Source organism: Streptomyces sp. URMC 123 (assembly GCF_051386515.1).
In the GTDB taxonomy this organism is placed as follows: domain Bacteria; phylum Actinomycetota; class Actinomycetes; order Streptomycetales; family Streptomycetaceae; genus Streptomyces.
This window is the reverse complement of sequence record NZ_JBPQTV010000001.1, coordinates 69,379-94,960: the sequence shown is the minus strand read 5'-3', so window position 1 is coordinate 94,960 and position 25,582 is coordinate 69,379. Positions and strand designations below refer to the sequence as shown.

Genomic DNA, 25,582 nt, shown 5'->3' with positions numbered 1-25,582 from the left:
CCTAGGAGCGCTGATCCGTCAACGCTACGCGATCTGTGACGGCGAACACATGAACGCCCGCGTGATCGTCTCGTAACATTGCCGCATGTCTTCGACCGAGCTGCCGGGTACCCGGATCGCCCAGGCGGTAACCCCCACACCGGGTGTGCGGGTCGCGGAGGGGGAGCGGCTGCGGACCGTCACGCTCCCCGGGGTGACGCTGAACCTGCGCTGCCGTCCGCCGGCGGGCCCCGGGCTGCCGCCCGCGCTCTACGTGCACGGCCTGGGCGGCTCCTCCCTGAACTGGACCCCGCTCATGGAGCGGCTGGAGGCCACGGTCGACGGCGAAGCGGTCGATCTGCCCGGCTTCGGCGACTCGCCGCCGCCGGACGACGGCGACCTGTCGATCACCGGGCACGCCCGCGCGGTCATCCGGCTGCTCGACGCGAGGGGCCGCGGCCCGGTGCATCTGTTCGGCAACTCCCTGGGCGGCGCCGTCGTCACCCGTGTGGCTGCCGTCCGGCCCGACCTCGTACGGACCCTCACCCTCGTCTCGCCCGCCCTGCCCGAGCTCTTCCCGCAGCGCAGCGCGGTGCCCACAGGACTGCTGGCGGTGCCCGGCGCGGCGCGCCTCTACGCGCGTCTCACCCGTGACTGGACCCCGGAGCGGCGCACCCGGGAACTCGCCGCCCTCTGCTACGGCGACCCCTCCCTGGTCGACCCCCGCGGGTTCGAGGTGGCCGTCGAGGAGTACGCCCGGCGGCTGGCCCTGCCCTACTTCTGGGACGTGATGACCCGCTCCGCGCGGGGCGTCGTCGACGCCTACACGCTCGGCGGCCAGCACTCCCTGTGGCGCCAGGCGGAGCGGGTGCTGGCCCCGACGCTCCTGGTGTACGGAGGCCGGGACAAGCTGGTCTCCTTCCGGGTCGCCACCCGCGCGGCCAGGGCCTTCCGCGACTCCCGGCTGCTGACGCTCCCGGAGGCGGGGCACGTCGCGATGATGGAGTACCCCGAAGCCGTGGCCCGTGCCTTCCGCGAGCTGCTGCGGACCACCGAGCCGGCGACGGGCAGCGGGTCCGCGGCCCCCGATGCGAGCAGGAGCTGAGTCGACGCGTGGGACGCCATAGCCGTCAGGGCCGTACGGTCGCCGCCGGCGACACGACGGAGGTTCCGATACCCGGTGCGGGTGCGGGGCCGCGGACACCCGGTGCGGGTGCCGCGCCGCAGACGCCGGACCCGCGGCCCGGCACCGGCCGCCGTCGCCGCGGCGGTGCCGCGCCCACCGCGACCGCCCCGGGCGCCTCGACCGCCGCGTTCCCGGCACCCGAGGCCGCGGGGCGGGCCCCGTCGCCCGACGTCCGTACGGGATCGGACCCGGCCACGGACTTCCGTACGGGATCGGTCTCGGGCACCGACTTCCGTACGGCATCGACCCCGGCCACGGAGTTCCGTACGGGGCCGGTCTCGGCACATGACGTCCGTACGGGGCAGGCCCCGGCACGTGACGTCCCCGCGGGACAGGCGCCGGCCACCGGCTTTCCCGCGGGGCCGGAGGGCCCGGCCCCGCGGCGCTCCGCCCGCCGCCGCGAGGCCGCGGACCGTACGGCCCACGGCGGCCGTACTGCCGCACCGGCCGACGGCCTCGCGCAGTACGGCGTGCCGCACGCCGCCCCTGTCCGAGGCGGGCACCCCGAGCAGTACGAGTTCGGCGGCGCCTGGCGCGAACAGGACGGCACCGGCACCGGCACCCCGGGGGGCCCGTTCCGTGGCGCGCCGGCCGGCGGCCCCGCCGACACCCCTGGCCCCGCCGACACCACCGGCGCCTTCGGCGCGTCCGCGGCGCCGGGATTCTCCGGACCCACCACGCGCGGCACGGTGCCCCGGCCGCGCCAGGAGTACGTCGACGCGTTCGACGGCGGTGCCTTCGCGCGAGGACCCGGTTCCTTCGGCCCCGAGGGCCGTACGGCGCCTCCCACCCCTTCGGCGCCCGGCCGGCCGGGCGGAACCGATGCCTTCGACGCCGACGGCGGCCCGCGCCACGACGGGCACGGTGGCGGCCCCCGCCACGAGGACCCGCGCGACGACGCGTTCACCACCGCCCCGGCCGGCGGTGACGCCCCGGCGGGGCGGCCCGCCCGGACCGCCAGGGGCGGCAAGGGCCGCACGATCACCGGCGTCGCCGCCGCGGCCGTCACCACCGTGCTGGCCGTGATCGTCTCCGGCCAGGTCGCCGAGGCCGACAAGTCCCAGCCCGGCCCCGCCCGTACCTCGGGGGAGAGCGCGCGCCCCGACAAGGACGCGGCCTCCCGCTCCAACACCCGCCCCACGCCCCCCGTGGACCAGGCCGCCGACACCCGCGGCTACGACGAGAAGATGGCGGCCCGCTTCCCCCTCGACGCCGACTTCAAGGGGCCCGGCACCTTCGTCACGGTCCCCGGGGGCGACGCGGCGCCCGGCAAGGGCACGGTCGTGCGGTACCGCGTGGACGTGGAAGAGGGCCTCGGCCTCGACCCCGATCTGTTCGCCCAGGCCGTGCACCGCACGCTCAACGACGACCGCAGCTGGGGCCACGGCGGCACCCGCACCTTCGAGCGCGTGTCCGACGGCCGGGCCAAATGGGTGATCACCCTGGCCAGCCCGGGCACCACCGCCGTCTGGTGCGCCAAGTCGAACCTCGACACCTCCGTCGACAACGTCTCCTGCGACTCCGCGATGACCGAGCGCGTCATGATCAACGCTTATCGCTGGGCCCAGGGCGCCGAGACCTACGGCGACGACATGCACGCCTATCGGCAGATGCTGATCAACCACGAGGTCGGACACCGGCTCGGGCACAACCACGAGTCCTGCGGCCGGGACGGTGCCCTCGCGCCGATCATGCAGCAGCAGACCAAGTTCCTGACCGTCGCCGGCAAGACCTGCCGGCCCAACCCCTGGGTGCACCCCCGGGGCTGACGGCCCGTGCCGCCCCCGCCCGGACTCCCCGTCCTGGCCCCTTGCGCGGACTCCCGTTCGGGCTCCTGCCCGGGCCGCGTTCGGGCTCCCGTCCGGGCCGCGTTCGGGCTCCCGTCCGGGCCGTCGTCCGGGTCGCCGGGTGCCCCCGGCGCGCCGGTGACCTCGGCTCTCGCGCCCCGTGACGCGTAGCGGGCCACAACGCCCGCGCGACGCGAAAGTCACGGGCGTTCACCCCTTCCGGTGGTGCGATGGACAACCGTCCGTCGCGCCGTCCGCATGCCCGCATACCGTCATCCCGCTGCCTTTCGGCGGCGAGTGTTCGGGAGATCGGGGGTGCGTTCGTGCGCGTTGGTTTGCTGACGGAGGGCGGATATCCCTACACGACCGGCGAGGCGAGACTCTGGTGCGACCGGCTGGTGCGCGGCCTCGCCGACCACGAGTTCGAGGTCTACGCCCTGAGCCGCAGCGAGCGCCAGGAGATGGCGGGCTGGGTCCCGCTGCCGCGCCATGTGCAGCGCGTGCGCACCGCCCCGCTCTGGGGCCCGCCGGAGGAGATTCGTTCGACCCGCGCGGGCGGGGCCTGGGGGCGGCGTGAGCGGCGCCGGTTCCTGGAGCACTTCGGGGACCTCGTGGGTGCGCTGTGCGCGGCGGCCCCCGGCGCCCCGGCCGGGCCCGCGGCCCCCGCGCTCGACCGGCCCCCGGCCGACGGGCCCGCCGCAGTACGGTCGAGCGCGGCCGAGGCGGACCGTTTCGCCGCAGGTCTGTACGGTCTCGCCGAGCTGGCCCGGGAACACGGGGGCCTGGCCGGCGCCCTTCTCTCCGAGACGGCCGTACGCGTTCTGGAGGCCGCCTGCCGCGCCCCCGGCGCGCTCCGCGGGGCCCATGGCGCGCGCCTCCCCGATCTGCTTGTGATCGCCGAACACCTGGAGCGCTCGCTGCGCCCCCTCTCGCTCGACTGGTACGGCGACGGCGACCAGGGGCTCGGCGGGGTCGAGCTGTGCCATGCCGCGTCCGGCGGTGCCGCCGCTCTGCCCGGTCTCCTGGCCAAACGCTTCTTCGGGGTGCCGCTGCTGGTGACGGAGTACGGAGTGCGGCTCCGGGAGCACTATCTGTCCTGGGCCGGCGCCCCGTACTCGCTGCCCGTACGGGCCCTGTTGGCCGCGTTCCAGCGCCGGCTGGCCGCGGAGATCTACGCCGAGGCCGCGCTCATCACCCCCGGCAACACCCATGCGCGCCGCTGGCAGGAGCGGTGCGGCGCGGACCGCGCGCGGCTGCGGACGGTGTACCCGGGGATGGACGCCGAGCGGTTCACCGCGCTGGGCGGCGCGGCCGCCTCCGTCTCCTCGGCCGCCTCGGTCGGCTCGGGCGCTTCGGACGGTACGGGCGGTTCGGTTGGCTCCGGTGACGCGGCGGCGGCCGGGGGTGCCTCCGAGGCCGTCACCGGTTCCGCCCCGGCGGAGGGAGCGGTCGACGGCGGCGAGGGCGCCGACGCCGGGGCGCTCGTGTCGGGCGACCGTACGGACGGCCGTACGGACGGCCGTGACGACCTCGACGGCAGCGCCGCGTCCGGTCGCCGGGAAGGGGCATGCGGAAGGGGCGACCACACGCTGGTGTGGGTGGGCCGCATCGAGCCCGCCAAGGACCTCATCGCGCTGCTCCACGCGTTCGTGGAGATCCGCCGGGCCGAGCCCGGGGCCCGGCTGCGGATCATCGGCACCGAGGGGCGCGGCGCGGAGGCCCCCGCGTACGCCGAGCACTGCCGTGCGCTCGCCGCCCGGCTGTTCGCCGACGACAGCGCACCGGAGGGCGCCGCGGCGCTGTGCCCGGTCACCTTCGAGGATCTCGGCTGCCCCGATGTCCCCGAGGCCGCGGACGCCTACGCCGACGCCTCCGTGGTGCTGCTCTCCAGCGTGGTCGAGGGGTTCCCGGTCAATCTGGTGGAGGCGATGTTCTGTGCCCGCGCCACGGTGTCGACGGACGTCGGCGCTGTCTGCGAGGTGATCGGCGGCACAGGACTGGTGGTGCCGCCCCGCAATCCGAAGGCGCTGGCCGACGCGGCCGTGGCACTGCTGCGCGACCCCGAGCGCCGCGCCCGTCTCGGCGAGGCGGCCCGTGCCCGTGCGCTCGAACTCTTCACCGTCGAGCAGAACATCGCGGCATTTCGTGGCATCTACGGCGAATTGCGGGCCCTCGCCCCGGCCCGGCCCGAAGCGCCCGGCGCCGACGGGGAGGAAACCCGCCCCTTCGCTCGGCCCCCGGAGTCCCAGGTGCCCGTGGCGGCCCCTGCCCCGTGCCGCTGGTCCGCCGTTCTGCCGAGCTGGGTGACACCGGCCGCCAGGGCCGCACGCCCCGCCGTCGCCGTCGGCCCGCGCGCGCACCGGGGGGAGGCATGAGGCCCCGGGGCGCGGCCCGGCGCGCCGCCGCCTGCTCCGCCTCCAAGGGGTCCGCGGGGAGCGCCTCGCCGCGGGACTGCGCACCACCGGACGCGCCACCGGACACGGCCGACGCACCGCCCGCCACGCCCGAGTGCGGCGCGGCGGCCCCGGGAGCCGCCGTGGACTCGGCAGAGGGTGCGACGCCGGCAGAGGGTGCGACCGTTCTGTCGAAGGGTGTTCCGTCCAAGGGCGCACCCTGCGAAGGGTCGAGCAGTACGGACGCCACGTGTCAGGACGCCGACGGCGGCCGGGACGCGGAGGCGGCGCCGGGGGAGCCCGGCCCGCCGAGGGGCGACTCCGGCCAGGAGACCGGCGCCGGCGATCCGAGCGGCCCCGCCGAGTCGGCCGCACCGGTCGCGTGTGTCGCGTCCAGCGGCCCGTCATCGAAGGACCCCACCCCGGGGGTCCCTGCCACGGAGAGCCCCGCCTCGGAGGCCCCCGCCTCGGAGGCCCCCGCCACGGAGGGCCCGTCCCCGGAGGCAGCGGCGACCGCCGACCCCGTACGCGCCCTCATGCGCCGGCACCGGCGGTTGTGCGCACGGGCGGTCGACCCCCTGGAGATCGCCGCCGGGCTGGAGGCGCACGGGCTCACCGACCGTACGGCCGCCCGCTTCCGCCATCGCGATGTGTTCTCGCTCGCCGAGGAGCTCTATGCGAGGAGCCCGCGCGAGGAGGAGCCACCCGGAACAGTACTGGCGGCCTCCGACCGTACGGTGCCCGCCGATGGCCAGGGGCCGGTGGCCGCCGCCCGTCCGCCGGCACCCGATGGCGGCCCTCCGCCACCCGACGACAGTCCCGCGTCAGCCGATGACCGTCCTCCCCAGGCTGCCGAGGGGGCGTCGGCCGGGGGCGGGCCACCGGCCGGCCGGGCCTCGTGCGTACGGCCCGGTCCGGGGCGCGTGGCCCGCGCCGGGTACGACGTGCTCCATCTCGCCCCGGGCGCGGTCTGTCTCGCGGCCGTGGCCGTCGGCGGTCGGCTGGCCACGGCCGACCCCACCGTACGGCTGGCCGCCGGCATGGCCGGAGTGCTGGCCGTGGGCGCGGCGGGCCGGCTCTGTCTGCGCCGCAGCCCGCTCAGCACCCGGGGCCACCCCAGGGCGGGCGCCGACCTCGTGTGGACCTGCTGGCTGCTGGGCTTTTTGCTGTCGGGGGACGCGCTCCTCGCCGAGGTGCTGTTCCCCGCGGCCGATCCGGAGGGCGCCCCCGGCGCCGCGCGGGAGCCCGTGCCCGGCCCCCCGGCCGCCGTCGCCGTGGGACTCGCCTTCGCCGTCGCCCCGGCGGCCTGGTGCGCGCGCTGGTTCTCCGTACGGGCGTGGCGGCGCCTGGTGGCCAGCCGCGGGCCGGACGAGTTCGCCGCCGCCGTCCGGCCGTTGCTCAACAGCGCCCTGGGGCTGTTCCTGTGCGCGCTGCTCGTCCTGCTGATCGGCGCCCGGCTCGCCCTCGGCGCCGGCCCGTACGACGCCGCGCCCCTCGTCTCGGCGGTCACGCTCGGCGCGCTGCTCTTCCTGGCCCGGCTGCTGGCCGTGCACGGCCGCGCCGACGCGGCCGCCATCGGCACGGCCGCCGCGTGTGCGGTGGAGGCGGCGGCGCTCGGCTCGGCCCTGGCCGCCCGGTTGCCCGGCTTCGAGCCCCTCGCCCGGCCCGTCGAGACGGCCGTCTCGGCATACGGACCGAGCGTGGTGTCCCTGGTGGCCTGCGGCACCGCGGCGCTGGTGCTGCTCGCCTACGCCACCATCGCGCTGTCCCGTGCCTCGGCCCACTGCGCCGGAGCCGTGCGGGCGGCCGCCGCCGGCCCCTCCGGCCCCGGTCCCGCCGGCTGGGGTTTCCAAGGTTCCGGCGCCTCCGGTTCCGGCCCCTCCGATTCCGGTCTCCCCGGTTCGGGTCTCTCCGGTCCGTGCCCTTCCGCTTCCGGGCCTTCCGCTTCCGGGCCTTCCGCTTCCGGGCCCTCCGGTTTCGCCCTCGCGCCCGGCGCGGGCGCCTCGTGATACCCGCGCCGGCCCGGTGGACCGCTCCCGGGCCGATCGCGGCCCTCCGCGGCCCCCGTGGCCTCCCGCCGCCCCTCATCCGTCCCCCGGCACACCGACGCCCGTACCGGCGCCCGTGGCGCGGCACGCGTCCCGGGCCCCGGCCGGCCGCCCGCGACATCCCCAAGGAGCACCAGAGATGACCTCACGCACCGCCTCCGATCCGGCCCACCCCCGTCCCCCGGCGGTGCCGGGCGGCCGCGCCGGGACCGGCGGCCGGGACCGGCACCGCGATCCCCGGCGCGCCGCCGACCGCGAACCATTCCGGGAGGACGCGCGATGAGGGTGCTGCTGCTCGGCGCGAACGGCTATCTCGGCAGGCATGTCGCCGACCGCCTTCTCGCCGATCCCGCGGTCCAGTTGACCGCGCTCGGCCGCGGTGACGACGCCGACGTCCGGTTCGACCTCGCCTCCGGCAGTCCGGGCGCGCTGACCCGCTTCCTCAACGCCGTGCACCCCGGTGTCGTCGTCAACTGCGCCGGCACCACGCGCGGCGGCGCGCGCGAGCTCACCCGCCACAACACCGTGGCGGTGGCGACCGTGTGCGAGTCGCTGCGCCGCAGTAGCTGTGGCGCGCGGCTGGTGCAGCTGGGTTGCTCCTCGGAGTACGGGCCCGCCCAGATCGGCTCGTCCACGGCGGAGGACGCGGTGCCCCGCCCCGGCGGTCCGTACGGAGTGAGCAAGCTGGCGGCCACAGAACTGGTCCTCGGCTCCGACCTGGACGCCGTCGTCCTGCGGGTGTTCTCGCCCGTGGGGCCCGGCACCCCCGCCGGCTCGCCGCTGGGCCGGCTCGCCGAGGCCATGCGGCGCGCGATGCAGGCGGGGGACAGCGAGCTCAAGCTCGGCGGGCTCGCCGTCCAGCGCGACTTCGTCGACGTGCGGGACGTGGCCCGCGCCGTCCACGCGGCGTCGCTGTCGGCCGCGCAGGGCGTGGTGAACATCGGCACCGGCCGGGCCGTACGGCTGCGCGACGCGGCGGCCGTGCTCGCCCGGGTGGCGGGCTTCGGCGGCACCCTGCACGAACTGGACGGCCACGGGGCGCGGGCCGGCGTCGGGATGGGCGCGGCCGACCACCTCGCCGGCCCGCCCAGCCACCCGTACCCGGACGGCTGCGGCGTCTGGCAGCAGGCCGACGTGCGCACCGCCCGCGACCGGCTCGGCTGGCGGCCCAGGATCGCCCTGGAGGAGTCGCTCGCCGACATCTGGATGGAGGCGGCATGTCGCATCTGACCCCCACCGGTGCGGCGGGCGCGGCGACGGCACCGGCGCACCGGCTCGGCTTCGGGGTGCCCGGCTATGCCCACCCCCTGGTCGCCCCGCTGGAGTGGGCCGAAGTGACCCGGCCCGGCACGCCGTTGCACTGGGTGGTGCTCAACGTCTCCGAGGGGCCGGGCAGCCGCCCCGACCCGCACTGCGCGACGGCGGTGGCGCGGCTGCGCACGGCGGGCGTGCGGGTGCTGGGCCATCTCGACGCGGCCTTCGGGCAGCGGCCCTCCCGGGAGTTGATCAGCGACGCCCAGCGCTTCCTGGACTGGTACCGGGTCGACGGCTTCTCCCTGGACCGGTGCCCGGCCGACCCCGAGGGCCTGCCGGAGATCCGTCGCACCGCCGCCGTACTGCGCGCGCTCACCGACGGCGCCCATCTGGTGTTCGCGCACCGCGGCCACCCCTGCCCCGGCTACGCGGAGGCCGCCGATCAGCTGGTGACCTTCCGCGGGTCGTGGCCGGAGTACCGCTGGTCGCAGGCGGCGGAGTGGACGGCGGACCATCCCCCGGAGCGCTTCTGCCATCTGGTGCACGGCGTGCCCGGCGGCCATCTGGAAGAGGCGCTGAGGATCGCCCGCTGGCAGGGCGCCGGGACCGTCTACTTCACCGATCGCACCGACCGGGGCGGCGCCGCCGACCCCTGGGAATCCCTGCCCGGCTACTGGGACACCATCGTCTCGCGCATCGGACCGGGTATCTCGGAATGAGACAGCGCGTGGCAGTGTTACGGGGAGAAAACACCCCGCTGACGCGGGGATGATCCCCATGTCACCGACCAACGGAGACCCCGTGTCGCTGCCACCACTGGTCGAGCCGGCCGCCGAGCTCACCGTCGACGAGGTCCGCAGGTACTCCCGTCATCTGATCATCCCCGATGTCGGGATGGACGGACAGAAGCGCCTGAAGAACGCCAAGGTGCTGTGCGTCGGCGCCGGCGGCCTGGGTTCTCCCGCGCTGATGTACCTGGCCGCGGCCGGTGTCGGCACCCTCGGCATCGTGGAGTTCGACGAGGTCGACGAGTCGAACCTCCAGCGCCAGATCATTCACAGCCAGGCGGACATCGGCCGGTCCAAGGCGGAGTCCGCGCGGGACTCCGTCCTGGGCATCAACCCGTATGTCCGGGTCAATCTGCACCAGGAGCGGCTGGACTCCTCCAATGTGATGGAGATCTTCGCCCAGTACGACCTGATCGTGGACGGCACGGACAACTTCGCCACCCGCTACCTGGTCAACGACGCCTGTGTGCTGCTGAACAAGCCGTACGTGTGGGGGTCGATCTACCGCTTCGACGGTCAGGCGTCCGTCTTCTGGTCCGAGCACGGGCCCTGCTACCGCTGCCTCTACCCCGAGCCCCCGCCGCCCGGCATGGTGCCCTCCTGCGCCGAGGGCGGCGTGCTGGGCGTGCTGTGCGCGTCCATCGGCTCCATTCAGGTCACCGAGGCGATCAAGGTGCTGACCGGCACCGGCGAGCCGCTGGTCGGCCGGCTGATGATCTACGACGCCCTGGAGATGTCCTACCGCCAGGTCAAGGTCCGCAAGGACCCCGAGTGCGCGGTCTGCGGCAAGAACCCCACGGTGACCGAGCTGATCGACTACGAGGCGTTCTGCGGGGTCGTCTCGGACGAGGCGCAGGCGGCGGCGATGGGCTCCACCATCACCCCCGCGCAGCTCAAGGAGTGGATGGACGCCGGCGAGAACATCGACATCATCGATGTCCGCGAGCCCAACGAGTACGAGATCGTCTCGATCCCGGGTGCCCGGCTGATCCCGAAGAACGAGTTCCTGATGGGCAACGCCCTCCAGGATCTGCCGCAGGACAAGAAGATCGTCCTGCATTGCAAGACGGGTGTCCGATCCGCGGAAGTTCTCGCCGTACTGAAGAACGCGGGCTTCGCGGACGCGGTCCACGTCGGCGGGGGCGTCATCGGCTGGGTCCATCAGATCGAACCGGCCAAGCCGGTGTACTGATCACCTGAGACGCCGAGTTCTCCGGCGCCGGGTGGACCGCGGAGGCGGCCCGCCCGGCGCTTCGGCATTCGGGCGCGTTCGTGGGGCCCCGGCCCGCGCAGTCGTCCTCAGGGGGCGTTTCGAGGGCACCCTCGGGGCGCCGCGGAGCTCTTCAGAGCGCCACCAGGGTCACCTCGGTCGCCTTGATGCCGACCCACACCGACGCGCCCTCCGCGAGCCCCAGGTCCGCTGCCGCCGCGGGGGTGATCTCGGCGATCACCTCCGGCTCGCCGCCGACCAGCACCCGCAGCCGCCCGCCCTGCGCGGTGATCTCACGGACCGTCCCCGCCCAGACGTTACGAGGGCTGCCGGACGGTCGTTCCCGGTGCAGCGACACCGCCTCGGGCCCCACCACGGCGAGCCCCCGGGAGCCCTCCGTCGGCAGTGGCTCGGCCGCCAGCAGCCGCCCGCCGCAGGCGAGTTCGAGACCGTCGCCCTTCGCCGTACCGGGCCAGGCGTTCCGCCCGAGCATCCGGGCCACCCACGGCGAGCGGGGGTGCCGGGCCACCTCGGCGGGCGCGGCGTACTGCGCGGCCCGGCCCCCCTCCAGGACCAGCACCCGATCGGCGAGCGAGACCGCCTCGACCGGGTCGTGGGTGACGATCAGGCAGGCCCCGGGGAAGCCCGCCAGATGCGTGCGCAGGGTGTGCCGCACCCGGGCGCGCGTCGTCTGGTCGAGCGCCGCCAGCGGCTCGTCGAGCAGCAGCAGCCGGGGCCGCGCGGCGAGGGCCCGGGCCAGCGCCACGCGTTGCGCCTGGCCGCCGGAGAGCTGCGCGGGCCGGCGCCGGGCGAGGTCGCCGACACCGAGCCGGTCCAGCCATCCGGCGGCCTCGCGCAGGGCGTCGGCCCGCCGCACGCCCTGGGCGCGCAGCCCGTACGCGGTGTTCGCCAGCGCCGTCAGATGGGGGAACAGCGCGCCGTCCTGGGGCACCCAGGCGATGCCGCGGCGGTGCGGGGGCATGGTGGACACGTCGTCGTCGCCGAGCCGCAGGCGCCGCGCGTGAGCGCGCGGGGTGAGCCCGAGCAGGGCCCGCAGCAGCGTGGTCTTGCCGGCGCCGTTGGGGCCGACGACGGCGACGGTCGTGCCGCCGGGGACCGACAGGGTGGTCTCGGTGGCGCCCACCACCTCGGCCTCCAGCGGCCGGAGCGCGGGCTCCCGCCCGGGGAGCCCGTCCTCGGGCAGGGCGGCGACAGAACCGCGGGGGCCGGCGGCAGAACGGGCGGCGGGGCGGGCGGCAGGCCCCTGGGCCGCCGTCGCCACCGCGCTGCCGTGAGCCGCTCCGCCGTTCCGCGCCGCTTCCGGCCGCTCTCCCGGCCGCCCCTCCGGAACCGCCGCGGGCCGCTCCTCCGGCGCTGCCGAGGGCCGCCGCTCCGCTCCCAGCCACCGGCCCCGCAGCGCGAGCAGTACGGTCGTCGCGATGACGAGCAGCAGAAGGGACACCGCCGTCGCTCCGGCCGGGTCCTCCTGCAGCAGCAGATACACCTGGAGCGGCAGCGTCTGTGTCGTACCGGGCAGATTCCCCGCGAAGGTGATCGTCGCCCCGAACTCGCCCAGGGCCCGGGCCCAGCACAGCGCGCCCCCGGCGAGCAGTCCTGGCGCCACCATCGGCAGCGTCACCGTACGGAACACATGCCGCGGCGACGCCCCCAGGCTCATCGCCGTCTCCTCGTAGCGCGGGGGGAGACCGGCGAGCGCCCCCTCCAGGCTGATCACCAGAAAGGGCAGCGAGACAAAGGCCGAGGCGACCACCGCGCCCGCGGTGGAGAACGGCAGCGTCACGCCGAACCAGTCCTCCAGCGGGCCGCCGAGCAGTCCGCGCCGCCCGTAGCCCTGCAGCAGCGCCACCCCGGCGACGGTCGGCGGCAGCACCATCGGCAGCATGACCAGGCAGCGCACGAACGCCTTCCCGGGGAACTCCACCCGCGCCAGCAGCCAGGCCAACGGCACCCCGAGGAGCAGCGAGACCGCCAGCGCCCAGCCCGAGACGACCAGCGAGAGACCGAGTGCCTCGGTGACGGCCGGTGCGGTCAGACGGGCGGGGAGCTCGCCCCAGGGCGTGCCGGCCAGCACCCCCGCGAGCGGCAGCAGCAGGAAGACGACGGCCAGTACTGCGGGAAGCGTGAGCGTGAGAGGTGCGCGACCCGGCACCCGCCGGCGCCCCCTGAGCGCTCCGCCGGGGGCGTGTTCTCCCCGGCGGTCGGTGCCCGGGGCGGCGTGGGACGTCACGGCCGCCACCACCCTGCCGCGGTGCTCATGGCTTCTGGAACCCCGCGCTCCGCAGCAGGGTCTGCGCCTCCTCGGAGCCGAGCCAGGCCACGAACTTCTCGGCCGCGGCCGCGTGCCGCGATCCCTTGAGCACGGCGGCGGGGTAGGAGGCGATCGCGTTCTGTTCGTCGGGCACCGTGACGGTGGCCACCTTCCCCTTCGCGCTCGCCGCGTCCGTGGCGTACACGAGGCCCGCGTCGGCCTCCCCGAGCCGCACCTTGCTCAGTACTGCGCGCACGTTCGGCTCCTGCGACACGGGCGTGACCGTGACCTGCTGCCGGTCCAGGATCTGCCGGCCGTACCGGCCCACGGGCACCTCGGGCGCGGCCAGGACCACCTTCAGGTCGCCGCGTCCGAGGTCGGCCAGGCCCTTGATGCCGTGCGGATTGCCGGGGGCGGTGGCGATGGTCAGCCGGTTCCTGGCGATGGTGCGCGCCTCGCCGGTCTCGCCCTTGAGGCCGTCCATGGTCGTGGAGTCGGCGGTCACCAGCGCGTCGGCCGGCACCCCCTGCCGGACCTGGGAGGCCAGCTCCTGGGAGCCGGCGAAGGAGAACCGCAGCCGGGTGCCGGGGTGGCTCTTCTCGTAGGCCTTGCCGGCCTGCTGGAACACATCGGTGAGCGAGGCGGCGGCCAGGACGGTCAGCGTGGTGGTCGAGGCGTCGCCGCCGGCCGGCGCGGACGAGGAGGCGCCGCTGTCCGGGCCGCACGCCGCCGCCAGCGGTATCAGCAGCGCGCCCACGAGCGGGGCGGCCAGCGCGCGCAGCCGTCCGCGGCGGGCGGCCGTGGGGCTCGCCGGCGTACGGCTCGGCGCGCGCCCCGGTGATCTACGGCTTGTGGTCGTGGGGCTCGCGGGTGCAGGACTCATGGTCGAAGGCCTCAGGCGCGGTCGATGTGGACGTTGGTGGACTTCACCCGGGCCACGGCCTCCATGCCGACGGCCAGCCCGAGCTCCTCGACGGCCTCGCGGGTGAGCAGGGAGACGAGCCGGTGCGGCCCCGCCTGCACCTCCACCTGCGCGGCCACGTCACCGAGCTTCACGGCGGTGATGATGCCGGGGAAGGCGTTGCGGGCGGTGGTGTACGGCTGGGTGTCCGGGTCGGAGGACTGCGCCTCCGCGGCGAGCGTGACGGAGAAGGCGGCCAGGTCCCGGCCGTCGATCAACCGCCGGCCGGCCTCGTCCCGGTGGGTGGGCAGCCGCTCCGCGTCGGCCCAGCGGCGGACGGTGTCGGGGCTGACTCCGAGCAGCCGCGCCGCCCGGCCGATGGTGTAGGACCGCATATGCGGGAATGTAGGGCCGGACGGCTCGCATGTGCAAGCGTGATCAGGGCATTCGCCCAGCGGATGCGAGGCCCCTGGTGGGCTGCCCGGGTCGCTGCCCCCGGTCGGTCAGAGCTCGCCCTTGCGCGTCAGATGCGTGAAGGACAGCCACCCGGGAAGCACCGGGAGCCAGAAGGTCATCAGCCGGAAGAGCAGTACGGACGGAGCCGCGATCTCGTACGGCAGTCCTGCCAGCGTCAGCGCGGTGATCAGTGCTGTCTCGACGGCGCCCACACCGCCGGGCGTCGGCGCGGCCGACCCCAGCGCGTTGCCCGCCAGGAAGACGACCGCGATGGTCGCGTAGCTGAGCTCCCCGCCGAACGCCCGGATCGAGGCGTCCAGACACATCACGAACGAGCCGGTCAGCAGCAGCATGCCGCCGATGCCCGTGATCAGCTTCTGGGGGCGCTGGAGGATGTCGAGCATGCGCGGGACGACGCCCGCGAACAGCGACCGCAGCCGGGTGACCACGAACTTCCGCAGCGCGGGGATCGCGGTCACCACCAGCACCAGGACGGCCGCCGTGAGCAGTCCGGCGATCACCGTGCGGGAGGGCAGCAGGGAGGACGAGGTCCGCTCGGTGCCGGTGACATAGCCGAACGCCAGCAGGAGGATGATGTGGCTGCCCAGTCCGAAGAGCTGGGAGGCGCCGACACTGGCCACCGCCAGACCCGGCCGTACCCCCGCCCGCTGGAGGAAGCGGGCGTTGAGCGCGACACCGCCGACCGCCGCGGGCGCCACGAGCTTCACGAAGGAGCCGGCGACCTGCGCCAGTACGGTGCGCGGGAACGGCACCTTCTCCGGCACGAAGCCCAGCAGGCTCATGGCGGCGGCCACATAGGTGAGCGCCGAGAACAGCAGGGCTGTGGCCACCCACGCCCAGTTGGCGTTGGAGACGACCTCGCCCAGCTTGATGTGGGTGATCTGGGAGAGCAGGAAGTAGGCCGCGAACGCGCCGGCGATCCAGCTCACCAGGGTGCGCGGCCGGATGCGCTCCAGGCGGGCCGGCTCCACCGGGGCCTGGGGCAGGATCAGCAGCACCTGCTGGCGGATCTGCGCGAGCAGGTCCTCTTCGCGGCCCTCCTCCCGCTCCTCCGCCCGGACCTCCTGGCGCGCCTCCTGCTTGGCCTCCTCCAGCTCGTCCTTGCGGATGTCCTCCTTGGCCTCCTTCGCCGCCCGGGCGGCCTCCAGCACCGCCTCCCGCTCCCGCCGCGCCCGGTCCTTGGCGAGCTGGCGGAGCGTGGCCCGGGTGGAGCGGCTGAGGGCGATCGGCTGGAGCAGCGGAAGGCTGTCGGCGACCGCCTGCGAGCCGATGACGTCCACCGCGGCGGCCACCGAGCGCTCGGCGCCCACCCGCAGCGCCAGCGTGGTCAGGAGCTGTGCCACGTCCATGCGCAGCACCAGATCACCGGCGGCGATCTCACCGCCGCGCAGATCGGTGAGCACGACCGAGCCGGAACGATCCACCAGGATCGCGTCGCCGACCAGCCGCCGATGGGCGATGCGCCGCGACTGGAGCGCGCGCACCTGCTGCCAGGCGTTGCGCAGCAGCTCGTCGGTGAGCGCCTCGTCCGGCAGCGAGTCCAGGGTGCGCCCGCCGGTGTGCTCGTAGACCAGCATCACCGCGTCGGGGCCGAGCTCCGAGGTGGCGATCAGCTTGGGCGCGTTGGCGCCCGCGGCGATGGCCGCGTAGGCGAGCAGCGCCTCCTGTTCGAGGGCCTGGCGCAGGGACTGGAGGCTGCTGCGCCGCTGGGTGATGCCGCGCAGCGCGAGCCGGCGCCACACCCGGTAGAAGAAGCCCTGTGCCTGCTGCTCGCGGTCGACGACGGTGACGTCGAGCGGAGGGCCGTCCTCCAGGGTGACCAGGTAGCGGCGGCCCCGGTCCTGGCGCTCGGCGTCCGGGTCCTCCTCGGCCCGCAGGGCACTGACCGGCTTGAAGCCGACGCGCCGCAGCCCCGCCAGCAGATGCTGTCCGGTGGGGCGCACATTCGGGGAGCCGACGGTGTACAGCGTGCCGTACGCCACCGTCCAGCCGATCAGTACGGTGACCGCGATCGAGAACGGCGTCGTATAGCCGCCGACGAGGACGGAGAAGGCGGAGACCACCAGGACGGCCCACAGGGCCACGCGCCAGCGCGGGCGGCGCGCCATGCCGACGGCCGTCATATAGGCGATGACCGGTGCCAGATAGCCGTGGACGGGGTCGGTGATGTCCCCGCTGGGGGCGGTGCGGGTGAGCGCGTCCTGAATGGAGGCCGGGGCCGCCTCGGCGACCCACAGATCGGTGGCGAGGGCGGCGCCGTGCGCCAGTACTGCGGCGAGGACGCCGTCCGCGATGCGCAGGCCGTCCCGTTTGATCAGCCGTTCGATGGCGAAGGCGACCGGCACGATCAGTACGGCCACGCTGGAGGCGAAGCCGGCGAAGCTGGTCAGCAGATCGGGCGCCTGGTCGGTGCCCTCACCGATGTCCTGCTCCAGGCCCTGGGTGGTGCCGTGCGCGAAGGCGGCGATGGCCAGCACGGCGGCGATGCCCAGGACGCCCAGCAGCAGGCGTACGAGGTCCGAGGGCCGGTGCACGCGCGCGGGGAGCAGCGGTTCGTCCCCGGAGACCCGGTCCACATGGCTCTCGGGGCTCTCGCACGCCGCCGCGGGAGTTTCCGCGGGGGCCGCGGTGGGAGCCGTGGTGGGGGCCGCCGCCGGGGCCTCAGGCGCCTCGCCCGGCGCTTCGGGTGCCCGGTCCGGTGCTTCGGAGGCTCGCTCCGGCGCTTCGGGCGTCTTCCGCGGTGCTTCGGCGGGCGTTTCCGGGGCCGGCGGCCGGTCCGGGCCGGCGCCCTTGTCCGGGCGCGGCGAACCGGCAGAGTCGCGCGCGCTCTCCGGCCGCTCCGGAGGCTGTGCCGCGCTCTGCTGGTCGTCCGTGTCTTCTTGGTCTCGTATCACCAGTCACCGCCCGGAAGATGGTGGCATGGCCCGACGTCCCAGGGGGGCATCAGGGTGCATTTCGGGGGCGCGGGAAGTGGATCGTACGCTGCCGGTCCCGGTCGTGCACTCTCCGTGACCGGTGCTCGGTACGGTTCACCGGCCCGTGCGCCGGACGCGGCGGGGGCGGTGGCGGGAGCCGGCCGGTGTCCGAGCCGTGCGGCAGGATGGGTGGGATGAGTGGGGAACCGGTGGGGGCCGCCCAGGAGCTGCCCGAATACGCGGAACGGGTGCTCGAGCTCGCCGAGCTGATTCCGCCCGGCCGAGTGATGACCTACGGGGACGTCGCCGAATGGCTGGCGTCGGAGGAGCCGCCCGCGGACGGTGGTCCCGGAAGGCGCGGTGCGCCCGGGAGGCCCGAGGGGCCCGAGAGCGATGTGCCGGACCGCCCGGGGGAGGGCGGCGGCCGGCGGGGCGACGGGCGGCGGACCGGTGGGCCGCGCCAGGTCGGCCGCGTGATGGCGCTGTACGGCGGAGGGGTGCCGTGGTGGCGCGTGGTGCGCTCGGACGGTGTCCTGCTGCCGGGCCATGAGCTCCGGGCGCTGGAGCGCTACCGCGCCGAGGGCACCCCGCTGCGCACGGCCGCCCGCGCCACCGCCGGCCATCTGCCGCGCATCGACATGGCCCGCGCCCGCTGGGACGGCGTGCCGCCCGGTGGCGGGGGCGCGCGGCAGGGAGCGGACGACAGTACGGGGGATCACATCTGACAGCTTCCGCCATAGGGCGGCGCGGTACGCGGCCCCCGGTCTGATCGACTTACCCGTTCCGACGGCCCAGGGCGTAGCGTCGGGGCTCGGCACACTCACCACTCGGCCGTCATACGACACATACCGCCACAAGACAACCAGCAGACCCCCCAGGACCGGCAACCCACGTGAGCTCCTCCCTCTCCTCCCGCTCACCGCAGCAACAGCAGGTACGGCAGTCGTCCCCCGGCCCGTACCGCTTGGTGCGTACGCCTCCGGGACCTGCGCGCCCTCCTGTTCTGGACGCGCGCCAGCGCGCGGTGGTTGACCACCCCGGAGGGCCGCTGCTCGTGCTCGCGGGGCCGGGCACGGGCAAGACGACCACGCTGGTGGAGGCGGTCGCCGAGCGGGTACGCCGGGGTGGTGACCCTGAGCGGATTCTCGTCCTCACCTTCAGCCGCAAGGCGGCGGTCGAACTGCGGGACCGCATCGCGGCCCGGCTCGCGGCGGACGCCGGGAACGGCGGCGCCCCGGCCGGCGACAGTACGGACGGGAGCGGCCCGGCGGCAGACAGTACGGGCAGCGGTGGCGCCCCGCTGGCCACCACCTTCCACTCGTACTGCTACGCGCTCGTCCGCGCCCACCAGGACGCCGGCCTCTTCGCGAACCCCCTGCGGCTGCTGTCCGGCCCCGAGCAGGACGTGCTGCTGCGGGAGCTGCTCGCCGGACAGGTGGAACTGGAGCGCGAGGGGCGCCCGAAGGTCCACTGGCCCGACGAGCTGAGGGCCTGCCTGACCACCCGCGGCTTCGCCGACGAGGTGCGCGCGGTGCTGGCCCGCAGCCGCGAGCTCGGCCTGGGCCCGGACGCCCTGGGCGCCTTCGCCCGGCGCACCGGGCGGCCCGACTGGGGCGCGGCCGCGGCCTTCCTCGCCGAGTACCTGGACGTCCTCGACATGCAGGGCGTGCTCGACTACGCGGAGCTGGTGCACCGGGCGGTGCTGCTCGCCGATCGGCCGGAGGTCGCCGCCGACCTCGCCACCCGCTACGACGCCGTGTACGTCGACGAGTACCAGGACACCGACGCCGCGCAGGTGCGGCTGCTGCGGGCGCTGGCCGGCGGCGGCCGCACCCTGGTCGCCTTCGGCGACCCCGACCAGTCGATCTACGCGTTCCGGGGCGCCGACATCAACGGCATCCTGGACTTCCCCCGCGGCTTTCCGCGGGCCGACGGCTCACCCGCGCCCGTCACGGTGCTCGGCACCTGCCGGCGCTCTCGTGCGAACGTCCTCTCCGCCACCCGGCTGCTCACCCGCCGGATGCCGCTCACCCGGCTCCCCGCCGACGCCGTACGGGCGCACCGTGAGCTGACCCCCGTACGGGACGGGGGGCGCGTCGAGGTCCACACCTACCCGACGGCCGGGGCGGAGCTGGACAACATCGCCGACATCCTGCGCCGGGCCCATCTGGAGGAGGGGGTGCCCTGGCGCGAGATGGCGGTTCTCGTGCGCGCCGGGGGGCGCTCGATCCCGGCCGTACGCCGTGCGCTGATCTCCGCAGGCGTGCCGCTGGAGACCGCCGGTGACGATGTGCCGCTCCGTGAGGAGCCCGCGGTGCAGCCGCTGCTCACCGCCCTCCGCCTCGCCGCCACGGCGGCCCTCACGCCCCCGGCGCCGGCCGAGGCGGACCCGGCCATCGCCCCGGAGCAACCCGCTCGGGAGGCGAGTGACGCCCCGCCCCCGGCCGAGGGGCCGAGCGAGCCCGCGCCCCCCGCCGAGCCGCCGTACGGGATCGACACCGAGACGGCGATCACCCTGCTCACCTCGCCGCTCGGCGGCCTCGACAGTACGGACCTGCGCAAGCTGGGCCGCGCCCTCCGTGACGAGGAACGCGCCGCGGGCCGCCCCGTGCCCCGCCCCTCCGACGCCCTGATCGCCGAGGCGCTCGCCGAGCCCGAGCGCCTGGTCGCCCACGACAGCTCCTACGCCTTCGGCGCCCACCGCCTCGGCCTGCTGCTGCGCGAGGCCCGCCGGGCGCTCGCCGCCGGCGGCACCGCCGAGGAGGCGCTGTGGTGCCTCTGGAACGGCACCCCCTGGCCCCAGCGGCTGGAGCGCGCCGCCCGCCGCGGCGGCGCGGCGGGCCGCAACGCCGACCGCGACCTGGACGCCGTCTGCGCCCTGTTCGAGACCGCTGCCCGCGCCGAGGAGCGCGTCGGCGGCCGGGGTGCCCTGAACTTCCTGGAGGAGCTCGACGCCCAGGACATAGCCGCCGACACCCTCACGCGCCGTACGGTCCGGACCGACGCCGTACGGCTGATGACGGCGCACCGCTCCAAGGGCCTGGAGTGGCGCCTCGTCGTCGTGGCCGGGGTGCAGGAGGGCCTCTGGCCCGATCTGCGGCGGCGCGGTTCGCTGCTGGAGGCCGACCGGATCGGCCGCGACGGCCTCGCCGAGCCGCTGCCGCCGGGCGCCCTGCTCGCCGAGGAGCGCCGGCTGTTCTACGTGGCGGCGACCCGCGCGAAGGAGCGGCTGGTGGTCACCGCCGTCAAGGCGCCCGCCGAGGACGGCGACCAGCCCTCCCGCTTCCTCACCGAACTGGGCGTCGAGCCCAGGGACGTCACCCACCGGCCCCGCCGCCCGCTCTCCGTGGCGGCGCTCGTCGCCGAACTGCGCGCCACCACCGTCGACCCGCACGCCTCCCCGGCGCTGCGCGACGCGGCCGCCCACCGGCTGGCCCGGCTCGCGGCCCTCCGCGACGACCAGGAGGACGGCGGGGGAGCGCCCCTGGTGCCCGCGGCCCACCCGTACCGCTGGTGGGGCCTGTACGAGCCGACGCACAGTACGGTGCCGCTGCGCGACCGGACCCGGCCGGTCAGCCTGTCCGGCAGCGCGCTCGACCAGCTGGCGAACACCTGCTCCCTCCAGTGGTTCCTCGGCCGGGAGGTGCGGGCGGACGTGCCCGCCACGGCCGCCCAGGGGTTCGGCAACGTCGTCCATGTGCTCGCCGACGAGGTGGCCTCCGGGCGCACCCCGGCCGATCTCGACGTCCTCATGGAGCGGCTGGACTCGGTCTGGGACGCGCTCGCCTTCGACGCGCCCTGGAAGTCGCGCCAGGAGAAGGAGAATGCCCGCGCGGCCCTGGAGCGCTTCCTGCGCTGGCACGTGCTGGACCGGGCGGGCCGCACGGCGGTCGCCACCGAGCACGGCTTCGACGTGACCCTGGACGCCGGCCCGTTCGCCGTACGGATTCGCGGCAGCATGGACCGGGTCGAGCGGGACGCCGAGGGCCGGGCCTACGTCGTCGACTTCAAGACCGGCCGGACCAAGCCGAGCGGCCCGGAGGTGGCCCGCAACCCCCAGCTCGCCGTCTACCAGCTCGCGGTGCGCGAGGGCGCCCTGGACGACGTCTTCGACGGGCGCACACCGGAACTGGGGGGCGCGGAGCTGGTCCACCTGCGCCTGGGCGCCACCCGGAAGGAGGGCGGTGACGCCTTGCCCACGGTCCAGGGTCAGAAGCCTCCGGTGGGTCCAGCCGTACGGGGCGCCGGGGAGTCCCAGGAGGGCTCTCCCGTGCCCGAGGCCAGGAGCGAGTGGGTGGGGGAGCTGCTGGCCACCGCCGCGGGCCGGGTGCTGGACGAACGTTTCACTCCCACCACGGGCCAGCACTGTCAGCACTGCGCCTTCCGCAGCGCCTGCTCCGCCCGCCCGGAGGGCGGCCACATCGTGGACTGACCCGGCCGGGCGGGCCCCGGTCGGGGACCGACGCGGCGCCGACTGTCGGTGGGCCCCGTTAGCCTCTCTGGAGTGTCCGCACGCATCACCGACCCCGAGCAGCTCAAGGAGCTCCTGGGCATCCCCTTCACCCCGGAGCAGATGTCCTGCGTCACCGCGCCCCTCGCGCCGCAGGTGATCGTGGCCGGCGCGGGCTCGGGCAAGACCACGGTGATGGCCGCCCGCGTGGTCTGGCTGGTCGGCACCGGCCAGGTCGCGCCCGAACAGGTGCTCGGGCTCACCTTCACCAACAAGGCCGCGGGCGAGCTCGCCGAGCGCGTCCGCACGGCCCTGGTCAAGGCCGGCGTCTCGGACCCCGACGCCCTCCCGCCCGAGGGCGCCCCCGCCGGTTCCTGGGCCGAGGGCGACCCCGCCGCCGCGGGCGAGCCGCAGATCTCCACGTACCACGCGTTCGCCGGCCGGCTCCTCACCGAGCACGGCCTGCGCATCGGGCTGGAGCCGACCTCCCGGCTGCTCGCCGACGCCACCCGCTTCCAGCTCGCCGCCCGCGTCCTGCGCACGGCGCCCGGCCCCTACCCCTCCCTCACCAAGTCGCTGCCCGCCCTCGTGGAGGACCTCCTCGCGCTCGACGGAGAGCTGTCCGAGCATCTGGTGACGGCCGGGGAGCTGCGCGCCCACGACACCGAGCTGCTGCGGTCCCTGGAGGACGTGAAGCTCACCAACGCCGATCTGCGCAAGCTGCCGGAGGCCGCCCGGGCCCGGCTGGAGCTGCTCGACCTCGTCGGCGCCTACCGCGCCGAGAAGCGCCGCCGCGACCTGCTCGACTTCGGCGACCAGATCGCGCTCTCCGCCACCCTCGCCCGCACCCGGCCCGAGGTCGGCACGCTCCTGCGCGAGCAGTTCGCGGTCGTCCTCCTGGACGAGTACCAGGACACCTCCGTCGCGCAGCGGCTGCTGCTCGCGGGCCTCTTCGGCGGTGGCACCGGACACGCGGTGACCGCCGTGGGCGACCCCTGCCAGGCGATCTACGGCTGGCGCGGCGCCTCCGTCGCCAACCTCGACGACTTCCCCGAGCACTTCCCGCACCCCGACGGACGCCCCGCCCAGCGCTTCGCCCTCAGCGAGAACCGGCGCAGCGGCGGCCGCCTGCTCGACCTCGCCAACCGGCTCGCCGCCCCCCTGCGCGAGCGCCACTTGGGCGTCGAAGCCCTGCGCCCCGCCCCCGGCGCGGAGCACGACGGCACGGTCCGCTGCGCCCTGCTGCGCACCCAGGCGGAGGAACTGGAGTGGCTGGCCGACTCCATCGCGCACCTGGTCCGTACGGGCACCGCGCCGGGGGAGATCGCCGTACTGTGCCGCACGGCGTCCGACTTCGCCCGGATTCAAGCAGTACTGGTGGAGCGGGAGATCCCGGTGGAGGTGGTGGGCCTGTCCGGCCTGCTGCACCTGCCGGAGGTCGCCGACCTCGTCGCCGTCTGCGAGGTCCTCCAGGACCCCACGGCCAACGCCTCGCTGGTGCGGCTGCTCACCGGGCCGCGCTGGCGCATCGGCCCCCGCGACCTCGCGCTGCTCGGCCGCCGCGCCCGGGCCCTCGTGCGGTACGGCCCGACGGCCGCGGACCCGGCGGCCGACCCCGACCGACGGCTCGCCGAGGCCGTCGAGGGCGTCGACCCGGCCGAGACGATCTCGCTCGCCGACGCCCTCGACACGTTCCTGGGAGTGGACGGGCCGGACGACGGGCTCCCGTTCTCCGCCGACGCCAAGGTCCGCTTCGCCCGACTCGCGGCAGAACTGCGCGATCTGCGCCGCTCGCTCGCCGATCCGCTCATGGACGTCCTCCACCGCGTCCTGGCCACCACCGGCCTCGAGGTCGAGCTGTCCGCCTCCCCGCAGGCGCTCGCCGCCCGCAGACGCGAGACGCTCGGCAACTTCCTGGACATCGCCGCCGGCTTCGCCGCCCTGGACGGCGAGGCCACCCTGCTCGCCTTCCTCGGCTTCCTCCGCACCGCCGCGCAGCACGAGAAGGGGCTCGACAACGCCCTGCCGGGCGGGGAGAACACCGTCAAGGTGCTCACCGCCCACAAGTCCAAGGGCCTGGAGTGGGACGTGGTGGCGGTCCCCGGACTGGTCGCCAAGCAGTTCCCCAGCGAGCAGGCGCGCGAGTCCTGGACGGCCAACGCCAAGGTCCTGCCGCACGCCCTGCGCGGCGACGCCGCCACCCTGCCCGAGGTGACGGAGTGGACCACCCGGGGCGTCGCGGGCTTCAAGGAGGCGATGAAGGAGCACCAGCGCACGGAGGAGCTGCGCCTGGGCTATGTGACCTTCACCCGGCCCCGCTCCCTGCTGCTGGGCTCGGGCCACTGGTGGGGCCCCGCGCAGAAGCGGCCGCGCGGCCCCTCGGCGTTTCTGGAGGCGCTCCGCGAGCACTGTGAGGCCGGGCACGGCGAGATCGAGGTGTGGGCCGACGCGCCGGCCGACGGCGAGGAGAACCCCGCGCTCAAGGAGGCGGCGGCCGACCACCCCTGGCCGCTGCCCCTCGACGCGGGGGCGCTGGCACTGCGCCGCCGCGCCGCCGAGACCGTGCTCGCCCATCTGGAGCGGATCACCGCGGACGGCGCGGCGACGGCCGTCGCCGACGACCCGGACTGGCCCCCGCCCCCGGAGGACGACCCGTACGGTGAGGAGCCCGTCGGCGATCCGTATGGCGACGTGCCCCCGGACGATCCGTACGGCGACGAGCCCCCTGGTGACCCGTACGGTGACGTGCCTCCGGACGATCCGTACGACGTCGTTCCCGCCGATGATCCGTACGGCGGCGGGCCGCTGGACGATCCGTTCGGCGAGGGCCCCGGGAGCGATCCGTTCCCGGACGGCCCCCTGAGCGACCCGTACGGTGACGAGCCCGCCGGTGATCCGTACGGTGACGCGGACGTGCGCGCGGCCGTGGACGGGCATGGGGACGGGCACGGGCACGCCGGCCACGGCATGGCCCCCGCGGCCGTACCCGCCGCGCGGCAGCACCCCGGCGAGCCCGGCGGCGAGGACCGCTCGGCCCGCCCCGCGGTGCCCGGGTCGCGCACCCCCGGTGAGCCCGTACTGTCACCCGCCGCCCCGGACGAGACGCGCGCCCTCACCCCGGAGGAGGCCCGCACCGTCGCGTCCTGGGACCGCGACCTCGACGCCCTCGCCGGCGAGCTGCGCAGGGCCCGTGCGACCGTACGGGACGTCCCCCTGCCCGCCTCGCTCAGCGCCTCGCAGCTGGTCTGGCTGGCGGCCGACCCGGAGGGCTTCGCGAAGGAGCTCGCGCGCCCGATGCCGCGCCCCCCGAAGCCGGCCGCGCGCCGCGGCACCCGCTTCCACGCGTGGGTCGAGTCGCGCTTCGAGGAGCTGCCCCTGCCCCTGTTGGGCCCGGACGAGCTGCCCGGCGGGCTCCTGGACGACGACGCCTACGGGGACGGCGGCTCGGCCGCCGAGATCGCGGACGAGCGGGAGCTGGCGGCCCTGAAGGAGGCCTTCGCCCGCACCGACTACGCCCGCCGGACCCCGTACCGCGTCGAGGTGCCCTTCCAGCTCACCCTCGCCGGCCGGGTGGTCCGGGGCCGCATCGACGCGGTGTACCGCGAGCCGGCGCCCCAGGGCGACCCCGGCGATCGTACGGGCGCGGGGCACGGCACCCCGCACCGCTACGAGATCGTCGACTGGAAGACCGGCCGGACCGCGTCCGCCGACCCCCTTCAGCTCGCGATCTACCGGCTGGCCTGGGCGGAGCGCCAGCGGGTGCCGCTCTCCGCCGTCACGGCGAGCTTTCTGCACGTCCGCACGGGCGAGGTGGTCCGCCCGGCGCGTCTGCCGGACCGCGCCACCCTGGAGCGGATCATCCTGGCCGGGCCGCCGACCGGGGCGGAAACCGGGTCAGAGGGTGCCTCCCGGGCCGGATAGGCTC

At 75.6% G+C, this 25,582-nt stretch carries 14 protein-coding genes; 10 read left to right on the top strand and 4 right to left on the bottom strand.

The window, feature by feature from the left end; translation table 11 throughout:
- The first annotated feature begins 85 nt into the window (after positions 1–85).
- From ACSNOD_RS00395 to moeZ, 7 genes are all read left to right on the top strand, one after another.
- Positions 86–1,084, top strand: coding sequence for an alpha/beta fold hydrolase (locus tag ACSNOD_RS00395; RefSeq protein ID WP_436764633.1), 999 nt, complete (start codon positions 86–88; stop codon positions 1,082–1,084).
- An 8-nt stretch (positions 1,085–1,092) separates the two neighbouring features.
- Positions 1,093–2,934, top strand: a complete 1,842-nt coding sequence (locus ACSNOD_RS00390; RefSeq protein WP_436764632.1) for a DUF3152 domain-containing protein — start codon at positions 1,093–1,095, stop codon at positions 2,932–2,934.
- Between the two features lie 341 nt (positions 2,935–3,275).
- Positions 3,276–5,327 (top strand): DUF3492 domain-containing protein, encoded by a 2,052-nt coding sequence (locus ACSNOD_RS00385; RefSeq protein WP_436764631.1) that lies wholly within the window; start codon positions 3,276–3,278, stop codon positions 5,325–5,327.
- 161 nt (positions 5,328–5,488) lie between these two features.
- The gene (locus tag ACSNOD_RS00380; RefSeq protein WP_436764630.1) at positions 5,489–7,354 is read left to right on the top strand and encodes a hypothetical protein; all 1,866 of its coding nucleotides are present in this window, start codon (positions 5,489–5,491) and stop codon (positions 7,352–7,354) included.
- A gap of 318 nt (positions 7,355–7,672) precedes the next feature.
- The gene (locus ACSNOD_RS00375; protein WP_436764629.1) at positions 7,673–8,623 is read left to right on the top strand and encodes an NAD-dependent epimerase/dehydratase family protein; all 951 of its coding nucleotides are present in this window, start codon (positions 7,673–7,675) and stop codon (positions 8,621–8,623) included.
- Complete coding sequence (locus tag ACSNOD_RS00370) at positions 8,611–9,366, top strand: spherulation-specific family 4 protein (protein ID WP_436764628.1); 756 nt, start codon at positions 8,611–8,613, stop codon at positions 9,364–9,366. The genes ACSNOD_RS00375 and ACSNOD_RS00370 overlap by 13 nt, the downstream gene beginning before the upstream one ends.
- A gap of 82 nt (positions 9,367–9,448) precedes the next feature.
- Positions 9,449–10,627: an adenylyltransferase/sulfurtransferase MoeZ gene (gene moeZ / locus ACSNOD_RS00365; RefSeq protein WP_436764648.1), complete on the top strand. Its 1,179-nt coding sequence runs from the start codon at positions 9,449–9,451 to the stop codon at positions 10,625–10,627.
- Between the two features lie 151 nt (positions 10,628–10,778).
- On the opposite strand, the gene ACSNOD_RS00360 is transcribed toward moeZ, so the two are convergent.
- The 4 genes from ACSNOD_RS00360 to ACSNOD_RS00345 all read right to left on the bottom strand — a co-directional run bounded on the left by ACSNOD_RS00360 (position 10,779) and on the right by ACSNOD_RS00345 (position 17,186).
- Complete coding sequence (locus tag ACSNOD_RS00360; RefSeq protein WP_436764647.1) at positions 10,779–12,815, bottom strand: ABC transporter permease; 2,037 nt, start codon at positions 12,813–12,815, stop codon at positions 10,779–10,781.
- Positions 12,816–12,918: 103 nt separating this feature from the next.
- Complete coding sequence (gene modA / locus ACSNOD_RS00355) at positions 12,919–13,797, bottom strand: molybdate ABC transporter substrate-binding protein (RefSeq protein ID WP_436764627.1); 879 nt, start codon at positions 13,795–13,797, stop codon at positions 12,919–12,921.
- Between the two features lie 11 nt (positions 13,798–13,808).
- Positions 13,809–14,210 carry a TOBE domain-containing protein gene (locus ACSNOD_RS00350; protein ID WP_436764626.1) on the bottom strand — a complete coding sequence of 134 codons (402 nt, stop codon included), beginning with the start codon at positions 14,208–14,210 and terminating at the stop codon, positions 13,809–13,811.
- 108 nt (positions 14,211–14,318) lie between these two features.
- The gene (locus ACSNOD_RS00345) at positions 14,319–17,186 is read right to left on the bottom strand and encodes a lysylphosphatidylglycerol synthase transmembrane domain-containing protein (RefSeq protein ID WP_436764625.1); all 2,868 of its coding nucleotides are present in this window, start codon (positions 17,184–17,186) and stop codon (positions 14,319–14,321) included.
- 215 nt (positions 17,187–17,401) lie between these two features.
- On the opposite strand from ACSNOD_RS00345, the gene ACSNOD_RS00340 reads away from it, so the two are divergent.
- The 3 genes from ACSNOD_RS00340 (at position 17,402) to ACSNOD_RS00330 (ending at position 25,578) form a co-directional block, all read left to right on the top strand.
- Positions 17,402–17,932, top strand: coding sequence for an MGMT family protein (locus ACSNOD_RS00340; protein WP_436764624.1), 531 nt, complete (start codon positions 17,402–17,404; stop codon positions 17,930–17,932).
- A 167-nt stretch (positions 17,933–18,099) separates the two neighbouring features.
- Positions 18,100–21,639 (top strand): ATP-dependent helicase, encoded by a 3,540-nt coding sequence (locus tag ACSNOD_RS00335; protein ID WP_436764623.1) that lies wholly within the window; start codon positions 18,100–18,102, stop codon positions 21,637–21,639.
- Positions 21,640–21,711: 72 nt separating this feature from the next.
- On the top strand, positions 21,712–25,578 hold the full coding sequence (locus ACSNOD_RS00330; RefSeq protein WP_436764622.1) for a UvrD-helicase domain-containing protein: 3,867 nt from the start codon (positions 21,712–21,714) through the stop codon (positions 25,576–25,578).
- The last annotated feature ends 4 nt before the right edge of the window (positions 25,579–25,582 follow it).

What these genes read in the sequence shown, in the direction of transcription:
- ACSNOD_RS00370 (WP_436764628.1), top strand. Translation starts at nt 8,611, where the DNA reads ATGTCGCATCTGACCCCCACCGGTGCGGCGGGCGCGGCGACGGCACCG.
- ACSNOD_RS00350 (WP_436764626.1), bottom strand. Translation starts at nt 14,210, where the DNA reads ATGCGGTCCTACACCATCGGCCGGGCGGCGCGGCTGCTCGGAGTCAGC.
- ACSNOD_RS00395 (WP_436764633.1), top strand. Translation starts at nt 86, where the DNA reads ATGTCTTCGACCGAGCTGCCGGGTACCCGGATCGCCCAGGCGGTAACC.
- ACSNOD_RS00375 (WP_436764629.1), top strand. Translation starts at nt 7,673, where the DNA reads ATGAGGGTGCTGCTGCTCGGCGCGAACGGCTATCTCGGCAGGCATGTC.
- ACSNOD_RS00340 (WP_436764624.1), top strand. Translation starts at nt 17,402, where the DNA reads ATGAGTGGGGAACCGGTGGGGGCCGCCCAGGAGCTGCCCGAATACGCG.
- modA (WP_436764627.1), bottom strand. Translation starts at nt 13,797, where the DNA reads ATGAGTCCTGCACCCGCGAGCCCCACGACCACAAGCCGTAGATCACCG.